The organism is Cryobacterium sp. TMS1-20-1 (assembly GCF_004402355.1).
Lineage (GTDB): Bacteria > Actinomycetota > Actinomycetes > Actinomycetales > Microbacteriaceae > Cryobacterium > Cryobacterium levicorallinum.
Genome location: NZ_SOGF01000063.1, coordinates 50,399 through 66,923, shown reverse-complemented (window position 1 = coordinate 66,923; position 16,525 = coordinate 50,399). Strand labels below are relative to the sequence as shown.

Sequence of the window (16,525 nt, the reverse complement as noted above, 5' to 3'; positions counted from 1 at the left end):
GTTAGTCGGGATTAACTGAAATGTCTAGTTGAAAGGTTCCCATGAGCGCCCCGATAGAAACGACGCCGCGCAGCCAGGCCAAAGCCGACCGTCGTTCGGCCCTGCTCAGCGCCGCGGCCACGCTCTTCTCCCAATCCGGATTCAACGGGGTCTCGATCGAAGACCTCGGCGCTGCCGCCGGAGTGAGCGGGCCCGCCGTCTACCGACATTTCAGCGGCAAGCAGGCCGTGCTCGCTGCGCTGCTCATCGACGTGAGCCAGGATCTCGTGGCCGGCGGCCATGCGGTCGTTTCCGAAACAACGGATGCCGCGGCCGCCCTGCGCGAGCTGGTGCGCTTTCACGTGCACTTCGCCCTGTCCAACCCCGATGTGATCCGAGTGCAGGACCGCGACCTGGACAGCCTCGCCGAGGCCGACCGCCACCGGGTGCGGCTGCTGCAGCGCGAGTATGTGGAACTCTGGGTGGAGGTACTGAAGCGCGTGCACCCCTCGGGCGACGAAGCCCTGCTCCGCATTCGGGCCCATGCGACCTTCGGGCTACTGAACTCAACACCACACAGCGCCCGCACCTCGGCGCAGCCCGCCGTGCGCGCCCTGCTCGAGGAGATGGCGCTCGCGGCTCTGGGCCTGCCGAGCGCCTAGCGATCCCGAGCGCAGTATTCCTCGTTAATGACGTACGGATCGGGCTGCGGTCGGAATCGCGACCCGTGACGGTCGCGCCCTACGGAACCAGAACGCAGTCCACACCTCAAGACCAGCCGGAAAGCGGCGTCAGAAGGCGGCGGTGCAGACGCAGAGCTCGTTGCCTTCGACATCGGCGAGTACCCACCAGTCGGGTGCGTGTTCGTCGGTGAGCAGCACGCCGCCGACTTCTAGTACGGCCGCGACCCGGTCTTCGGCATCGTCACTCGGAACGTAGACGTCGAGGTGGATGCGGTTGCGGGCGGTGCGGGCGATTTCCATGTGCTGAAACCAGACCTTCGGGGCGAGGCCGCGCGGGTCGACGAGTTCGATGCCGTCGTCGCCGGCGACTTCGTTATAGCCGAGGCCGACCCGCCAGAATGGGCGCACGGCATCCGCGTCGGTGCAGTCGATCGCGATGTCGTAGCGGGTCGGCTGTTGGTCGTGGGCAGTGGCACCGAGGGTATCGGCGATCTGCTGAACTCGCACGGCGAGCTCTAGGTCACGCGCGGTGACTCCCCCGGCATCGTGCGAGGTCAGGGTGAGTGAGACGCTGCCGTAGCCGAGGCGCACGTCGGGGTGGTGGTTCATCGACTCGGCCACGTCGCCGACCCGGTTGACCAGTTCCAGGGCGGAGGCGAAGTCCTTGGTGCGGAAAGCGGCGTGCAGGACTCCGTCGAGGTGCACAAAAGCGGTGCCCGTCAACTGCTTCTTCGTCGTGAAGGGGGCGAGGAGTGCACCGTGAGCGTTCATGCCTCAACTGTCCTCCGCCGCCGCACCCGGGTCAACTGCCCGCGTCGACTGAAACCCGATTGCGCAAGCTTTGATGGTGATCCGCCTACCCCGTACTGACCCGGCAATCGAAGCCATGACGGATGGTCGGCAGTAGGCCGTCACGGCCCTGCGCGGATACTACGGCGTTGCGCGTCTGCCTGAGCTCGCGAAAACGGGGCAACGGTTGCTCCAGGAAGGCCGAAGCAACAGTTCAACCGCTCTCGGATGCGAATTAATTTCTGATTTCAGGTCACCAAAAGGGTGAGATTTACTCGCATTTGGGGTTGTTGTCGGCTATAATCGTGGGTGAAGGAGGCATCGACGCCATGACCCTCACTGCCCCGCCCGCCGCAGCCGGCTCCGTACCAGAGGGGTCCCGCGTTTCGGTCATTGCCCAGGCCTGTGCGTTGCTCGCTTCTGTGATCGATGGCGTGCGGTTTGGTCACCTCGACGATGCCGAAGCTGTTGCCGTTCTCGCGGCGTTGGAAGGGCTGGGCCGCAAGGTCGATGGGGCCAGGCTACGCGCTACCACCGACATCGGTGTGCGCGCCGAAACCGACCTCGGCAACGGGTCGCTGGCCTACCAGAACGGATGCCGCAACCGGGTCGAGTTCATCACTCAGCTCGCCGGCATCTCCGGCCGCGAGGCCAAACGGCGCCTCAAGCTCGGTGAGACCGCGGTGGAACGCACCCCACTCGGCCTGCCCATCCCCGCCCGGTACCCAGTCATCGCCGACGGCCTGGGCAGCGGCGAACTCGGGGTGGAATCAGCCGAGATCATCGCCAGCACCCTCACCGCCCTCCAGGGGAAAGTCCTGCCGGGCGACCTCGACCGAGTTGAACGCGCCCTCGTCGCCACCGCCACTGGTGCCATCACCCCGGAGACGGCCGGACTGCCCGGCGCGGGCATCCGCTTCGCCCCCGACGTGCTGCGCGCGCAGGCAATGGAATGGCAAGCCCGCCTCGACCCCGACGGCACCGCCCCGAACGACGACGTGACCGAGGCGACGAGCACCCTGACGTTCGGGCTGCTGCGCAACGGGCTCTACCCGCTGCGGGCCGACGTCACCCCCGAACTGCGCGGCATCATGGACAACCTCTTCGACACCTACCTGTCGGCCAGGTCACGCACCCCCATGTTCCGGCCCACCGAGTCCCTCGACGGCAGCACTGACGGCAGCACCGACGGCGCCACACTAGATGGTATTGATGAGGCAGCCGGAAACACCGAACGCTTCAGCGCCGAACAATACAGCGCCGACCAGTACGGCGCCGAACAATACAGCTCTGAACAGTACAGCGGGGACACGCGCTTCGACGGGGACCGCCGCACTGCGGGTGAGAAACGTGCCGACATCCTCCGCGACGTCTTCCAAGCGGCCGCGCGCGACCCCAAAACCCCGACCATGGGCGGCGCCGCCCCCACCGTCATGATCCACGTCAACGCCACCGACCTCAACGCAGGCCGCGGCGTCGGCTGGATCGACGGCGTCGAAGCCCCCGTCAGCATGCGCCGGGTAAAAGAGACCATCTGCTCCGGCGGCGCCCAAAAAGTCATCGTCGGCGACAACGGCGATGTGCTCTACCTCGGCGACAAAGTCCGCTGCTTCACCCCCAAACAGCGCGCCGCCATCGCCGCCCGCGACGGAGGCTGCATCATCCCTGGCTGCACCATCCCCGCCCGCTGGACCGAAATCCACCACGTACTCCCGGCCGGAAAGGGCGGACCGACCAACGTCGACAATGGGTGTCTCCTGTGTTGGTTCCATCACCACACGATTGATACCAGTGGATGGAAAATTCGCATGAAAGACGGTCGGCCTCAAGTACGCGGCCCTCTGATCTGGGACCCGTCTCAGACGTGGCGCCCCGGACAAAGCCACCGGGCCAACACTCCCAGCCCCGAACCGCCCTGGCGCACGTGAAATCCATGCGGATTAGAGCGGTTGACGCTGCTGGTGCAAGACCTGGATCAACGGACCAGGGCGCCTGTCAGCGCCACCGCACCTCCGCCGTGCTGTGAGGGGGCTAGACCATGGTCAGAACCCGACCGGGGTCGGCGAGGATGGTGCCGATGTCGGCGAGAAAGCGGGAGCCCTGCTCGCCATCGACCAGACGGTGATCGAACGACAGGCTGAGCGTGAGCACCTTGCGCAACGCAATCTGACCGCGATACTCCCAGGGCCGCGAACGGATGGCGCCCATCGCGAGGATCGCCGCCTCCCCCGGGTTCAAAATGGGCGTTCCGGCATCGATGCCGAACACCCCAATGTTCGTGATCGTGATCGTGCCGCCGGACAGTGCCGCCGGGGCTGTCGTGCCAGCCCGGGCCGCCGTCGTCAGCTCGGCGAGCGCCGCGGCGAGGCCGCGCAGGTCGAGCCGGTCGGCGTCGACGATGTTCGGCACCATCAGTCCACGCGGGGTGGCCGCGGCGATGCCGAGGTTCACGTAGTGAAACTGAACGATTTCGCCGACCGATTCATCCCACCGGGTGTTCACCGCGGGCGTGCGGCCAACGGCGAGGCAGAGTGCTTTGGCCACCACGGTCAGGATTCCAATGCCGGCATCGGCAAAGGCCCGGTCAGCGCGCAGGGAATCGAGCAGTTCCACGGTCGGCGTGACGTCGATGGTGAGGAATTCGGTCACGTGCGGCGCCGTGAATGCGCTCTGCACCATGGCCTTGGCCGTGAGCTTGCGCAGGCTCTTGATCGGCGCGCGAGTCTCACGCTCGAACACTCCTGACCCGGATCCGTCGGGCGTCGATACGGGCAGACCGGTCGCCGGCACCGACTCGGTGATGTGGGCGCGCACGTCATCTCTGGTGATCAGGCCGTCACGCCCGGTCCCGGTGACCGTGGTGAGGTCGATACCGAGATCGCGGGCCAGGGCGCGCACCGGCGGGGTCGAGCGCGGCCGGTCTGCAACGGATGCTGCGGCGGGCTGGTCGGAGACGACAGGCGTTCCGGGGGCTGCCGCTGCCCGGTCGGTGACGGCAGACGTTCCCGGGGCTGCCCGGCCGACGGACGCAGCCGGCACTGCCGTGTTGCCAGCGGGCTGACCGCCAGCGGAACCATCAGCCTCAGCAACGGCGGGCCCGCCGGCTGAGACCGTCACGCCGTCACCCGGCCGGGCCCGGCGCTGCGGGTGCCCGCCGCTCTCGACGGCAGGTCCGTAACCGACCAGGTTGGCCTCGCGCTTCTCGGCGTGGGCGGGGGCCGCAGCATCCGTTTCACCGGTATCGGGGGTGTCGGCGTCGCCACCCACGTCGAAGCTGACGATCGGCTCGCCGACGTGCACGACCACACCGGCCGGACGGTGCAGCTCGCTCACAACACCGGCGAACGGGCTCGGCAGTTCGACCACGGCCTTGGCCGTTTCGACGTCGGCGATGTGCTGGTTGAGCGTGACCGCATCGCCCGGCGCCACGAGCCAGGCGACGATCTCTGATTCGGTGAGCCCCTCACCGAGGTCGGGCAGCTTGAAGACCTTGATCATCGTCGCCCCATCGCCCGGTCGACGCCGTCGAGAATGCGGTCCAGGTCGGGCAGGTGGTGACTTTCGAGCTTGGCCGGCGGATACGGCACGTCGAAGCCGGTCACCCGCACCGGGGCGGATTCCAGATAGCTGAAGCAGCGTTCAGTGACGGTCGCGATGATCTCGCCGCCGAGTCCACCCGACTGGGCCGCCTCGTGGGTCACGACCAAGCGCCCGGTCTTGCGAACGGATGCCTCCACCACCGCGTAATCCACCGGGGACAGCGACCGCAGGTCGATGACCTCGATCGACACGCCCTCGTCGGCCGCAGCGAGCGCCGCATCCTTCGCGGTCGACACCAGCGCGCCATAGGTGAGGAGCGTGACATCCGTTCCCGGAGTGACGATGACGGCCTGCTCCATCGGGGCGCCGAGCTCGGGAACGACCTCGCCCTTGACGTGGTAGCGACGCTTGGGCTCGAAGTAGAGCACCGGGTCGTCGCTCGCGATGGCCTGCCGGATGAGGCTGTAGGCGTCCTGAGCGTTGGAGACGGCGATCACCCGCAGGCCGGAGGTGTGGGTGAAGTAGGCCTCCGGTGATTCGGAGTGGTGTTCGGCCGCGCCGATGCCGCCGCCGAACGGCACCCGAATGGTGATGGGCATGCGCACGGCCCCCTGAGTGCGGTAGTGGAACTTGGCGACCTGGCTGACGATCTGGTCGAAGCCGGGAAAGATGAAACCGTCAAACTGAATCTCACAGACCGGGCGGTAGCCGCGGTAAGCCAGTCCGACCGCGGTGCCGATAATCGCGGATTCGGCCAGGGGTGTGTCAATAACCCGGCGAGCGCCGAACTGGGCGAGCAGATCGCTCGTGACCCGAAAGACACCGCCGAGGGCCCCGATGTCCTCGCCGAGGAGCACCACCTTGGGGTCGTCGAGCATAGCCTGGCGCAGGCCCTCATTAATTGCCTTCCCCACGGTGAGGGTCTTGGTCTCGGTCAGTGGGACCGGTTTCGGGGCATCAAGGCCGGGCAAGCTGGCGGGGGTCATCAGGGTGGTCATGGTCATCGTCCTTCTCCAGGTGTGCCGAAGCTCGTGAGGTAGCCGGCATAGTCGGTGCGCTGGCGCTCGAGGGTCGCGTTAGGGGTGGTGTACACGTGGTCGAACACGCTCAGCGGTTGTGGGTCGGCCAGGCCGATGCAGCCGGCGCGTAGTTCGGCAGCCACCTGGTCGGCGATGGCCTGGGTCTCGGTTTCGACCTCTGGGGTGATCACGTCAAGCCGCTCCAGCAGCCGGTGCAGCCGCAGCAGCGGATCGCGGGTCTTCCATTCGGCGAGTTCGGCCGGGTCGCGGTAGCGGGTGGGGTCATCCGCTGTGGTGTGCGGTCCCATGCGGTAGGTGACCGCTTCGATGAAGGTGGGGCCGCCGCCGGTGCGGGCCCGGTCGAGGGCGATCCTGGTCGCCGCCATGACCGCGATCACGTCGTTGCCGTCGATGCGCAGGCTCGGGATGCCGAAGCCCGGTGCCCGATCGGCGATATTGCGGTGTGCTTGCAGCCCGACCGGTTCGGAGATGGCCCACTGGTTGTTCTGGCAGAAGAAAACCACCGGGGCCTGAAAGCTTGCGGCGAAAACCATGGCCTCGTTGACGTCGCCCTGGCTGGTGGCGCCGTCGCCGAAGTAGGTGATGGCGACCGAGTCGACTTCGTCGCGCTGGGCGCCGAGCGCCCACCCGGTGGCGTGCAGGGTCTGCGCGCCGATGATGATGTTCGGCGTGGCCATATTGACCGTGTAGGGATCCCAGCCGGACTGGGCGTTGCCGCGCCAGACCTTGACGATGTCGGTCAGGTTGACGCCGCGACAGTAGGCGACGGCGTTCTCCCGGTAGCTCGGAAAGATGAAATCATCGTCACGCAAGGCACGGGCCGAGCCGATCTGCGCGGCTTCCTGGCCGAGCAGCGGCGGCCACAGTCCGAGTTCGCCCTGGCGTTGCAGGGCGGTCGCCTCGGTGTCGATCCGGCGCACTACGACCATGTCGCGGTACAGGGCCAGCAGTGCCGGCCCGTCTAGATCGTCGACCCACGGGTCGAAGTCGGGCCGGGGCATCCGCTCGCCGTCAAGCGAGAGAAGTTGCACCAGCTGAGGGGAGAAATCAATCATGGTTCGCTCCGAGCGTCATTGCTAAAGTTGACGTGAGCCTATGTCGACCCCGCAGGGAGCACAACCACTGACGAAAAAAGTGAGCAGAGTGCCCTATTCAGACTCGTCGGACCGTGTTAAAGTTTTGCACTATGTATAGCCTTGACAAGACCGACACACAGCTCCTGCAAGCCCTCTCGGCGGACCCGCGCAGCACCTTCGTCGCCCTCGCCGACACCCTGGGGCTGTCGCGCAACACCGTGCAGGCCCGCATGAAGCGATTGGAAGATTCGGGCGCCTTTCTCGGCTTCGACCGCCGCATCAATCCGGCCGCTCTGGGCTACCCGCTGACCGCGTTCATCGAGGTGCATGTGCAGCAGAAGCGCCTCGCTCAAATCGTGATCGATCTCGCCAAAATTCCCGAAATCGTGCAGGCGCACGGCATGAGCGGGCAGGCCGATCTGCTCGTGCGCGTGGTCTGCACGGATGCCGCTGATCTGTTTCGGATCGATGGCACGATCCTCGCCTGTGATGGGGTCGAGCGCACCGAAACCTCGCTCGCGATGGGCGAGGTCATCCCGTATCGCCTCACCCCGCTGCTCGACCGGCACGCCTAAGCACGATTCGATCTATTTGCTAAATTCTTCATATAGTTATATAAAGAAGTAATGAAGTTAATCGCGCTGGTAGTCTTGCACCCAACCAGACGCACCGCAGAATCCGTCGCCTGCCCAGCACCTTCGACTTTCACGCTCCCCACAGAAGGCTCCAGCTTCGTGAACATGCATGCAGACCAGGGGCTCCGATGAGCTTCCTTCGATTGGCCACGCTCATTCGCCACGGCGGACGTATCGCCGAACCGGCACCGACCGCCCCGCCCCTGTTTCCCGGAGCCGAAGTCTTCGGCGGAAGCGTACAAGTGCGCTACATCAACGCCGGCGGCTGCAATGACTGCGCCCTGGAAGTTTCTGCCGCGTTCGGCCCGGTCTATGACGTGGAACGCTACGGCGTCCGCCTGGTGCCCTCGCCGCGGCATGCCGACGTGCTGCTCATCGTCGGCAGCGTGACCCGCAATATGGCCGAACCGTTGCGCCGCACCATCGAGGCCACCCCCACCCCCCGGTTTGTGATCGTGGTCGGCGACTGCGCCATCCACGGTGGCGCCTTCCGCGACGGCTACGGCATTATGGGGCCCGTTTCTGATTTCGTGCACGTCGATATCGAGGTACCGGGCAGTCCGCCGGAACCGACCGAGATCGTGCAGGCCCTGCGCCGGATGACCGGCCGATGACCGGTAGCGGAGCCGGGCTCCTGCTGCACACCGAGACCGGAACGGGCCTGCTCCTGCAAACGGGCATCGGAGCCGGGCTCCTGCTGCAACTGGGCCTCGGCGCGCTGGCCGTGGTGACCGCCCTGCTGGCCGCACCGTCCCTGCGGTCGCGGGCCGGCGGCATCCTCTGCACCCTGATCGCCGTGACCGGTTTCGTCACCGGCCTCGCCGCGATGCTCGGCTCGACCGGCGGCCTGCTTATTCCCCTGGCCCTGCCGATGGACCCACTGCTGCTGGCCCCCGACCGTCTCGGCGGTCTGTTCATGCTCATCGTGTCGGGCGTCGGCATACTCGTCTCGCTCTACTCGATGAGCTCGACCAGCGGACCCGACGCGAGCCGCACCGCCTGGGTCGCCATGCCGGTGTTCCTCGTGGGCATGCAGCTCGTTCCCGCGGCGACCGACTCGGTGTCGTTCCTGCTGGCCTGGGAGGTCATGACCCTCGGCTCCACCGTGCTCCTGCTGGCCGATCACGCCAGCCGCGCCTCGGTCGCCTCGGCCGGCATCTGGTACTCAGCCATGTCGCAGTTGAGCTTCTTCTTCATCCTCGCCGGATTCGCCGTGCTCGCCGCCGCTTCGGGCGGCACCAGCTTCACCAGCCTGCAGGCGATCGAACCCGGTGGCTGGGCCGCGAACGTCGCCTTTGTCCTGTTCCTGCTCGGTTTCGGCGGCAAGGCCGAACTCGTTCCGCTGCACGTCTGGGTACCCCGGGTACTGCCCGAAGCCCCGAGCCACGTCTCGGCTGCGATGAGCGGCGCTATGGTCAAGATCGGCGTCTACGGCGGCCTGCTGGTCTGCGTGCGTCTGCTGCCCGACGGTCCGGCCTGGTGGGGCATCGCGATCATGCTGGTCGGTGGAGCATCCGCTTTGTACGGTATTCTGCAGGCCTCCGTGTCGAGTGACCTCAAGGTTTTGCTGGCGTACTCGACCACCGAGAACATGGGTCTGGTCTTTCTCGGCCTCGGCGCGAGCATGCTGCTGCGCGGCTACGACGCGCAAGCGGCAGCGGATGCCGCGCTCGTCGCCGCCCTGCTGCTCGCCGTCAGCCACGCCGCATTCAAGTCCACGCTGTTCCTCGGTGCTGGCGCCATTATCCACGCCACCGGCGAACGCAACCTCGACCGGCTCGGCGGCCTCGGTGCCCGTATGCCCGTCACTGCCGCCGCGTTCGGCATCGCCAGCCTCGGCGCGGCCGCCATCCCGATCACGAGCGGTTTCGTCGCCGAGTGGATGCTGCTGCAGTCCCTCATTCACGGCGGTCGCCTCGATGGGGCGGTCGTCTCGGTCGCGGCATCCGTCGCTATGCCGCTCGCCGTCGCCGTGATCGCCCTGACCGCGGGGCTGGCCCTGCTCACCTTCGTCAAGGCCTACGGCATCGCCTTCCTGGCCCGGCCACGAAGCACCGCCGCAGCGGATGCCCGGGAAGTGCCGGCGCTGATGCGCATTTCACTCGCCCTCGGCGCCCTGGCCGTACTCGCTCTCGGCTTGCTGCCGGGACCGATCGCCGCCCTCGTAGCGACCACGGTCAGTTCGGACCCGACGGCCGCGGTGCGGTCGGTCGGACTGGGCGGGGTATCGCTGCCGGGCATCGGCGCGGTGCTCGACCCGATCATGCTCGTCGTCCTGTCGGCCCTCGTCGCCATCCCGGTGATCGTCGCGATCATCGTCTCGGCCCGCCGGCATCCGCACCGTATCGTCGACCTGCCCTGGGGTGGCGGCGGATCTCGAGCCCGGCCACGCATGCAGTACACCGCGACGTCGTATGCGGAGCCGCTGGTTCGCGTTTTCGACGACGTGCTCAAGCCCTCCCGTGACGTGCAGGTCACCCACGTGGCCGAGTCCCGCTATCTGGTGGAACGCGTGCGGGTGGAACAGAGCGTCTCCGATGTGATCGAGACCCGGCTGTACCGTCCGGTGCTCAACCTGTTCCAGCGCTACGGCGTGGTCGTGCGGCACGTCGCCAACGGCAGCATCCACCGCTACCTCTCCTACTCCTTTGTCGCGCTGCTGATCGTGCTGATTGTGGTCTCCCTATGAACAATTACGACGCGAATGCCACGGACGTCAGCGCCATCATCATCGCCCTTGTGCAGGTTGTCTTGTTCGTGTTCCTCGCCCCGCTGCTGATGGGTGTGATCCGGCAGGTGCGAGCCACCATCGAGGGCCGCGCGGGCGCCGGAATCTGGCAGCCCTGGCGCGACCTGCGCAAGCTCCTCGCGAAGAACCCGGTGCGCGGCACCGACAGCAGCTGGATGCTGCGAGTCGGTCCGGTCGCCCTGGTCGTGTCGAGCCTGCTGCTCTGCGTGCTGCTGCCGCTGGTGGGCACGATTCCGTTCGCGCTGATTCCCAGCGACCTGTTCGTCATTGTCTCCATCATGCTGATCGGCGTCGTCGCCCTCGCCCTGGTCGGCCTCGACGGCGGTACCGCCTTCGGCGGCATGGGGTCCAGCCGACACATGACGGTTGCCGCGCTGGTTGAGCCGACCCTGCTGCTCTCGGTCTACGCGTTCTCGATTCCGGCCGGAACCAGCACCCTGTCGGTCATCGTTGAAACCCGGCTGCTCTCCCCCGAGCTGATCATCTCGCCGGTCAGCGTGCTGGCCCTCGTCGCGCTGTCGATCGCCATCATGGCCGAGACCGCCCGACTGCCCATCGATAACCCTGGCACCCACCTTGAAGTGACCATGCTGCACGAGGCGATGACGCTCGAAGCGAGCGGACGCGACCTCGCCTGGCTCGAAGTCGGCTCCTGGCTGAAGCTGGCTGCCCTACTCGGCCTGGTCAGCAACCTGATCGTGCCGTGGGGTGTCGTCACCGATTTCAGCGCCCTGGGCCTCCTGATTGGCGTCGTCTCGATCGCCGTGAAGGTGCTGGTGCTGGGGGTGCTGCTCAGCGTCGGCGAGATCTTTCTCGCCAAGGTACGCCTGTTCCAGGTGCCCGAGCTGCTCGCGGGCTCGTTCGCCCTCGCCTTCCTGGCCGTCACTGCCTCCTACCTGGTCGCCTGAGGAGCATCCGTCGTGTTTGAAACCTTCTTTCCGCAACTGATCGGTCTCTGTACCGGAGCCCTGCTGCTGACCAGCGCGCTCATGGTCTGGCGACACTCGCTGCTCGCGTCCATCCGTCTGCTCGCGCTGCAGGGCGTCGCCCTCGCCGCGCTCGTTGCGGTGATCGGCATCGCCGAGGGTGAGTCCGAACTCGTGCTCGTGTCGCTGCTCATCCTCTCGGTCAAGGGCATCGGACTGCCCTGGGTGCTCGCGCACCAGTCCAAGGCGTCGATCAAGCAGATTCAGGAGTCACCCCGGCTCAATCCGACCGCCGCTCTGCTGGCCGTCACGCTCCTGACGATTCTCAGCTACGTCGTCGTCAGCCGGATCTTCGGGCTCGGCGACACCACGACAGGCCATGCCGCCCCGATCGGGCTGGCCATGGTCCTGATCGGCTTCCTGCTGCTGATCAGTCGGCGTCGCGCCCGCTCGCAGCTCATCGGCTTTCTACTGCTCGACAACGGAATTGCCACCATCGCGTTTTTGACCAGCGGCGGCGTACCGATTCTGCTCGAGTTCGCGGTCTCCCTCGACGTGCTGCTGGTCGTGCTCATTCTGCATGTTTTTGCCGGCCGCATGCGCACCAAGTTCGGCGGCACCGCCGTCGATCAGCTCAGAGAGTTGCACGATTGATGTCAGTTATTCTGTGGATGCCCCTCGTCGGCCCACTCGTCTTCGCCGGTCTCAGCCTGCTGCTGCGCGGGTCTTCGCTCCGCCGTTTCGTCGGTGTCGCCGCATCGAGCGCCGTGCTGGTTTCCGGCCTGTTCCTGATCGGTGCCGTGCTGGGCGGCGATGTGCCCTCCGCCGGCGGCGGCATGCTGCGCGCCGATGCTCTCTCGGCCTATATGCTCAGTGTCGTCGGAGCGGTCGGACTCGTCTCCACCTGGGGTGGTCTCAGTAGCGCGGCGTCGAGCCGCACCCGGGATGCCGCCGGCTACGAAGCGCTTATCGCCCTGTTCCTGGCCGCTATGTCCCTCGCCGTGCTCGCCGACAGCATCGGCCTGATGTGGGCGGCCGTCGAAGCCACGACCATCGCCACCGCCTTTCTGGTCGGCCACCACCGCACCCGGCGGTCGCTCGAAGCCGCCTGGAAATACGTCATCCTCGGCTCGGTCGGTGTCGCGATCGCGCTGCTCGGCATCGTGCTCATCTACGCCGCTTCGGTCGGCACCGACACCCCCACCCTGTCCTGGCGTCTACTGAGCCAGGCCGACCTCGGCCTCGACCCAGCACTCATCACCGCCGGCGGCGCCCTGGCCGTGCTCGGATTCGCGACCAAGTCCGGCCTGGCCCCGATGCACAGTTGGCTGCCGGATGCCCACAGCCAGGCCCCGGCTCCCGTTTCCGGCCTCATGTCCGGCGTACTTCTCTCGGTCGCCCTCTACGCCATCCTGCGCATCCAGTCGATCACCAACCTCGTGATCGGTCCGGAGTTTCTGCGCACCATGCTCTGCATCGGCGGGCTGCTGTCCCTGCTCGTTGCCGCATCCCTGCTCATTCGGCAACGCGATTACAAGCGGATGCTCGCCTACTCCAGCATCGAACACATGGGGCTCATGGCGATCGGTGTCGCCATCGGCCCGGCTGCCCTCCCGTCGGTGTTGCTCTATATTCTCGGCCACGGCTTGATCAAGGCGACCCTGTTCGTCATCTCCGGACGCATCCTGAAGATCGAGGGCACCCCGGTGATCGCCGATGTGCGGGCTCTGCTGGTGCGACGACCCGGGCTCGCCATCCCCTGGCTGATGGCGATGGCGGCGATCGTTGGCTTTCCCCCGTTCAGCATCTTCTTCTCCGAGGTCGGCATCATCATGGCCGGCTGGTCGGTGGGACTCGGCGGAGTCGTCGGCGCGGCCCTCCTGCTGCTGCTCGTCATCTTCGCCGCCTTCACCCGGCTGACCGTGCAGATGACCATCGGCGCTCCCGCGGCCACCGTGCCCCCGAGCCCCCAGGCGTTCACGCCGGACTATTCCACCCACGGCCCAATTTTGCCCATCATCCTGGCCCTGGCGACCACAGCGACGATCGCCTTCGTGGCCGAGCCGGTCGGCACTCTGTTGCTGCAGGCCACAGCCGTTCTGGGAGGTACCAACTGATGCGCGATGACCGACGAGCCCATGACATGACGCCTGAAGACCACGCCGCCGATGAGTTGGCCTCCGGCCGCTCCACCGAACGCGGCCTGGCCGCCGGCGACGGTGCCGAGCTACGCCACCTCGACCGTTCGAAGCTGGCGACGACAGCCGGTGCCCTGTTGGATGCCGGCAGTCGTCTGGCCCTGATCGCCTGCCACGAAGACAGCGACCAGTTTCGCATCGTGTATTCCTTTGTCGGAGCAGACCCGTCCCTGCGCGCTGATCTGTCAGTGAGCGTGCCACGCACGGACGCCTGGATTCCCAGCCTCGCCGAACTGTCGTTTTCGGCCGGGAACTTCGAGCGGGAGATTCGCGATCTGTACGGTGTCGAGCCGCGGGATCACCCGCAGCCCCACCGGTTGGTGCGCCACGGCCACTGGCCGCGCGGCTGGTATCCGATGCTCAAGGCCAACTCGGTCGTCCCCGAGTTCGAGCCCGACGTGGAATCCTTCCCGTTCGTCCCGGTCGAAGGTCCCGGGGTTTATGAGATCGCCGTCGGACCGATTCACGCCGGGATCATCGAGCCCGGACACTTTCGGTTCTCGGTCGTCGGCGAGACGATCGTGCGCATGGAAGCGCGCCAGTGGTACCTGCACCGCGGCGTCGAGAAGGTCTTCGAGGGCAAGAACGCGGCTGAGGGCGTGCTGCTCGCCGAGCAGATCAGCGGGGACACGGCCGTCGGCCACTCCCTCGCCTTCGTCATGGCCGTCGAGCAGGCCACCGGCACCCCGGTCTCCGAACCCGACCGGCTGTTGCGGGCCTTGCTCCTGGAACTGGAGCGGCTGTACAACCACATCACCGACCTGGGCTCACTCGCCAACGATGTCGGCTTCGGCATCATCGACGCGCACGCTCAGGGCCTGCGTGAGCAGCTCATGCGCATCAACAAATCGGTCACCGGGCACCGCCTGCTCCGCGGCGCTCTCAGCATCGGTGGCACGAGGGTCACCGCCCTGCCGAACGCCGACGATCTGGCTCGCATTGCCGCCGACATGGCCGAACTGGCCGAGATCACGCTCGGCCACGCCATCGTGCGCGGCCGCTTCACCGGCACGGCCCGCCTGTCCCGGGCCCATGCGACCACGCTTGGCACGCTCGGCTACGTCGCCCGCGCCTCCGGGATCCAGACCGACGCTCGCCTTGAGCATCCGTTCGTCAATCTCGGCGAGGTCTTTCACATCGTGACCGAGGACGGCGGCGACGTGCTGGCTCGCTACACCGTGCGCGCTCGGGAAGTCGAGGTGTCGACCGCCATCGTGCTGGACTTGCTTAAACGACTGCAGGGGCACACGGGGACCGCGTACAGCGTCAACCCGACCGCGGCCGGAACCGGGCTGGCCCTCGTCGAGGCCTGGCGGGGTACGGCAACCCACCGAGTCGAGCTCGCCGCCGACGGCACGCTCGCCCGGGTCAAGATCGTCGACCCGTCGTTCCTGAACTGGCCCGCCGTGCCGCAGGCCCTGTCGGAAACGATCGTTCCCGACTTTCCGCTCACCAATAAGAGCTTCAACCTCTCCTACGCCGGCAACGACCTGTAGGCCGCGTCGCGCGGGTGTTACTCCTGCTCGAGGTGGCGCAGCAGTGCGTGCGAGTCGGTGAGGCTGGCCAGCACCATGCGCTTGGCCGCGGCCAGCAGCTCCACCGCGCCCTGGTCGCGCAGCGCATAAAAGATGGAGTTGCCCTCGCGCCGGGTCACCACGACTCCCGCCCGCCGTAGCACACCGAGCTGCTGCGACAGGTTGGACAGCTCGCAGCCGAGTGCCTCGGCGAGTGACCCCACCGAGCGTTCACCGGCGACGAGCTGTTCCAAAACCTGCACCCGCAACGGATGCCCGAGCGCCTTGAACAGGTCGGACTTCAATTGGGCGGCGGGCAGACCAGAAGACAACACAGTTTCAGTATATCGCTACCTAATGATTCTTTCAATTAGATGGCTCCCGCTGAATACGGAACGCTGAATACGTACGCTGAATCGCCGTTAGCGGAGGCGCAGCACCCCGTCATTCACGAGGGCACGAGTGTAACCGAGGCTATTGCCAAGCGCGTTCGGGTGAAAGTTGGCCGGCGCGAACGGGTTCAGCGCATCAAATGCAAAGTATGGAACGCGCGACCCGATGCCGTGTGCGGCGAATTCCTGCGCGGCATCGACAAAGTGGATGCGTGGCGTCGCCATCGCCGCGACGGATCCCGCGATAACAGTGTTCAGCGCGTCGGTGGCACCATTGAGCACGTCGCCCAGCGGGGAGAATCCCGGCTTGAACTGGCGCGGATAACTGAGCACCGCGATCTTCGCCTGCGGCAACGTCGCCGCCACGAGACCGTAGGTGCCCACGAGCTTGGGGGCCAGAACGCTCAGCTGAGCCACGCTGTCTTGGATGGCGTCGAGGCAGACCGGGCCGGCCGGGTCGGGCGCACACGCCGCCAAAACGATGGTGGAGCCGGCATCGATGCCGCCGACGGTCAGCGTGACCAGAGCGGTACTCTGGCTGACCCCGAGAAGCTGAGCGGGAACATCCACTGTGCTGGCTCCGGAACAGGCTTTGTTCGACACGAGTTTGAACGGACTAACCAGGTCCGCGAAGATCGGGTAGCTGGCGCGCTTGGAACGCAGGCACGCGGTGCCGTCCAGCACGTAGGGCGGGGCACCCTGACCCGAGGTGAACGAGTCGCCGAGAGCGACATAGCTGGTTGCGGAGGCCTTGACGGACGGAGAGGTCTGCGCGAGCGCCGGGGCGCTCACCGCACCGGCCAGCAGGGCAACAGTGACCAGGGCGACAGCGCCGAGGCGAGGCAAAAACCGTGAAGCCAATCGTTGATTTGTCATGCCACGAACGTAGACCCGGTGCGGGGCCTCAACAAGGCGTGCGCGGGCCTTCTTTCGCGTCAGGAACGCGAAAAGGCCCGCACTGCAAGCAGTGCGGGCCTTCCGTCTACCCGACCGACCTGGCGAGA

15 protein-coding genes are annotated in these 16,525 nt (G+C 66.6%); 9 read left to right on the top strand and 6 right to left on the bottom strand.

The window, feature by feature from the left end; translation table 11 throughout:
• Positions 1–41 precede the first annotated feature (41 nt).
• Positions 42–641: a TetR/AcrR family transcriptional regulator gene (locus E3O45_RS16000; protein ID WP_092449943.1), complete on the top strand. Its 600-nt coding sequence runs from the start codon at positions 42–44 to the stop codon at positions 639–641.
• A gap of 129 nt (positions 642–770) precedes the next feature.
• On the opposite strand, the gene E3O45_RS15995 is transcribed toward E3O45_RS16000, so the two are convergent.
• The gene (locus E3O45_RS15995; protein WP_134444412.1) at positions 771–1,433 is read right to left on the bottom strand and encodes a VOC family protein; all 663 of its coding nucleotides are present in this window, start codon (positions 1,431–1,433) and stop codon (positions 771–773) included.
• A gap of 347 nt (positions 1,434–1,780) precedes the next feature.
• Here E3O45_RS15995 and E3O45_RS15990 point away from each other — a divergent pair, with 347 nt between their 5' ends.
• Entirely contained in the window at positions 1,781–3,379 is a 1,599-nt protein-coding gene (locus tag E3O45_RS15990) for an HNH endonuclease signature motif containing protein (RefSeq protein ID WP_134444411.1), read from the top strand.
• A gap of 103 nt (positions 3,380–3,482) precedes the next feature.
• Here E3O45_RS15990 and E3O45_RS15985 read toward each other — a convergent pair whose 3' ends face one another.
• The 3 genes from E3O45_RS15985 to pdhA are packed head-to-tail and all read right to left on the bottom strand — an operon-like array spanning position 3,483 to position 7,086.
• The gene (locus E3O45_RS15985; protein WP_134444409.1) at positions 3,483–4,949 is read right to left on the bottom strand and encodes a dihydrolipoamide acetyltransferase family protein; all 1,467 of its coding nucleotides are present in this window, start codon (positions 4,947–4,949) and stop codon (positions 3,483–3,485) included.
• Positions 4,946–5,995 (bottom strand): alpha-ketoacid dehydrogenase subunit beta, encoded by a 1,050-nt coding sequence (locus E3O45_RS15980; protein WP_134444407.1) that lies wholly within the window; start codon positions 5,993–5,995, stop codon positions 4,946–4,948. Before E3O45_RS15980 ends, E3O45_RS15985 begins: the two co-directional genes overlap by 4 nt.
• Positions 5,992–7,086: a pyruvate dehydrogenase (acetyl-transferring) E1 component subunit alpha gene (gene pdhA, locus E3O45_RS15975; RefSeq protein ID WP_134444406.1), complete on the bottom strand. Its 1,095-nt coding sequence runs from the start codon at positions 7,084–7,086 to the stop codon at positions 5,992–5,994. Before pdhA ends, E3O45_RS15980 begins: the two co-directional genes overlap by 4 nt.
• 131 nt (positions 7,087–7,217) lie before the next feature.
• Between pdhA and E3O45_RS15970 the strand changes: the two genes are divergently transcribed.
• The 7 genes from E3O45_RS15970 to E3O45_RS15940 all read left to right on the top strand — a co-directional run bounded on the left by E3O45_RS15970 (position 7,218) and on the right by E3O45_RS15940 (position 15,111).
• Positions 7,218–7,682, top strand: a complete 465-nt coding sequence (locus E3O45_RS15970) for an Lrp/AsnC family transcriptional regulator (RefSeq protein ID WP_104132405.1) — start codon at positions 7,218–7,220, stop codon at positions 7,680–7,682.
• A 188-nt stretch (positions 7,683–7,870) separates the two neighbouring features.
• Entirely contained in the window at positions 7,871–8,356 is a 486-nt protein-coding gene (locus tag E3O45_RS15965) for an NADH-quinone oxidoreductase subunit B family protein (RefSeq protein WP_092449957.1), read from the top strand.
• Positions 8,353–10,431 carry a proton-conducting transporter membrane subunit gene (locus E3O45_RS15960; protein WP_134444404.1) on the top strand — a complete coding sequence of 693 codons (2,079 nt, stop codon included), beginning with the start codon at positions 8,353–8,355 and terminating at the stop codon, positions 10,429–10,431. The genes E3O45_RS15965 and E3O45_RS15960 overlap by 4 nt, the downstream gene beginning before the upstream one ends.
• The gene (locus tag E3O45_RS15955) at positions 10,428–11,399 is read left to right on the top strand and encodes a respiratory chain complex I subunit 1 family protein (protein WP_134444402.1); all 972 of its coding nucleotides are present in this window, start codon (positions 10,428–10,430) and stop codon (positions 11,397–11,399) included. Before E3O45_RS15960 ends, E3O45_RS15955 begins: the two co-directional genes overlap by 4 nt.
• Before the next feature lie 12 nt (positions 11,400–11,411).
• The gene (locus E3O45_RS15950; RefSeq protein WP_092449961.1) at positions 11,412–12,071 is read left to right on the top strand and encodes a hypothetical protein; all 660 of its coding nucleotides are present in this window, start codon (positions 11,412–11,414) and stop codon (positions 12,069–12,071) included.
• A complete protein-coding gene (locus tag E3O45_RS15945; RefSeq protein ID WP_092449962.1) occupies positions 12,071–13,534 on the top strand; it encodes a proton-conducting transporter membrane subunit in 1,464 nt (487 codons plus the stop codon). The genes E3O45_RS15950 and E3O45_RS15945 overlap by 1 nt, the downstream gene beginning before the upstream one ends.
• Before the next feature lie 26 nt (positions 13,535–13,560).
• Positions 13,561–15,111 (top strand): NADH-quinone oxidoreductase subunit C, encoded by a 1,551-nt coding sequence (locus tag E3O45_RS15940; RefSeq protein ID WP_134444401.1) that lies wholly within the window; start codon positions 13,561–13,563, stop codon positions 15,109–15,111.
• A 17-nt stretch (positions 15,112–15,128) separates the two neighbouring features.
• Here the strand turns inward: E3O45_RS15940 and E3O45_RS15935 are convergent, their stop codons facing one another.
• Positions 15,129–15,464 carry a helix-turn-helix transcriptional regulator gene (locus E3O45_RS15935; protein ID WP_198414356.1) on the bottom strand — a complete coding sequence of 112 codons (336 nt, stop codon included), beginning with the start codon at positions 15,462–15,464 and terminating at the stop codon, positions 15,129–15,131.
• Between the two features lie 87 nt (positions 15,465–15,551).
• Entirely contained in the window at positions 15,552–16,397 is an 846-nt protein-coding gene (locus E3O45_RS15930; RefSeq protein WP_134444399.1) for an SGNH/GDSL hydrolase family protein, read from the bottom strand.
• Positions 16,398–16,525: the final 128 nt, after the last annotated feature.

Excerpts from the sequence above, each read along its gene's own strand:
- E3O45_RS16000 (WP_092449943.1), top strand. The coding sequence starts at position 42 with ATGAGCGCCCCGATAGAAACGACGCCGCGCAGCCAGGCCAAAGCCGAC.
- E3O45_RS15995 (WP_134444412.1), bottom strand. The coding sequence starts at position 1,433 with ATGAACGCTCACGGTGCACTCCTCGCCCCCTTCACGACGAAGAAGCAG.
- E3O45_RS15990 (WP_134444411.1), top strand. The coding sequence starts at position 1,781 with ATGACCCTCACTGCCCCGCCCGCCGCAGCCGGCTCCGTACCAGAGGGG.
- E3O45_RS15985 (WP_134444409.1), bottom strand. The coding sequence starts at position 4,949 with ATGATCAAGGTCTTCAAGCTGCCCGACCTCGGTGAGGGGCTCACCGAA.
- E3O45_RS15980 (WP_134444407.1), bottom strand. The coding sequence starts at position 5,995 with ATGACCATGACCACCCTGATGACCCCCGCCAGCTTGCCCGGCCTTGAT.
- pdhA (WP_134444406.1), bottom strand. The coding sequence starts at position 7,086 with ATGATTGATTTCTCCCCTCAGCTGGTGCAACTTCTCTCGCTTGACGGC.
- E3O45_RS15970 (WP_104132405.1), top strand. The coding sequence starts at position 7,218 with ATGTATAGCCTTGACAAGACCGACACACAGCTCCTGCAAGCCCTCTCG.
- E3O45_RS15965 (WP_092449957.1), top strand. The coding sequence starts at position 7,871 with ATGAGCTTCCTTCGATTGGCCACGCTCATTCGCCACGGCGGACGTATC.
- E3O45_RS15960 (WP_134444404.1), top strand. The coding sequence starts at position 8,353 with ATGACCGGTAGCGGAGCCGGGCTCCTGCTGCACACCGAGACCGGAACG.
- E3O45_RS15955 (WP_134444402.1), top strand. The coding sequence starts at position 10,428 with ATGAACAATTACGACGCGAATGCCACGGACGTCAGCGCCATCATCATC.
- E3O45_RS15945 (WP_092449962.1), top strand. The coding sequence starts at position 12,071 with ATGTCAGTTATTCTGTGGATGCCCCTCGTCGGCCCACTCGTCTTCGCC.
- E3O45_RS15940 (WP_134444401.1), top strand. The coding sequence starts at position 13,561 with ATGACGCCTGAAGACCACGCCGCCGATGAGTTGGCCTCCGGCCGCTCC.
- E3O45_RS15930 (WP_134444399.1), bottom strand. The coding sequence starts at position 16,397 with ATGACAAATCAACGATTGGCTTCACGGTTTTTGCCTCGCCTCGGCGCT.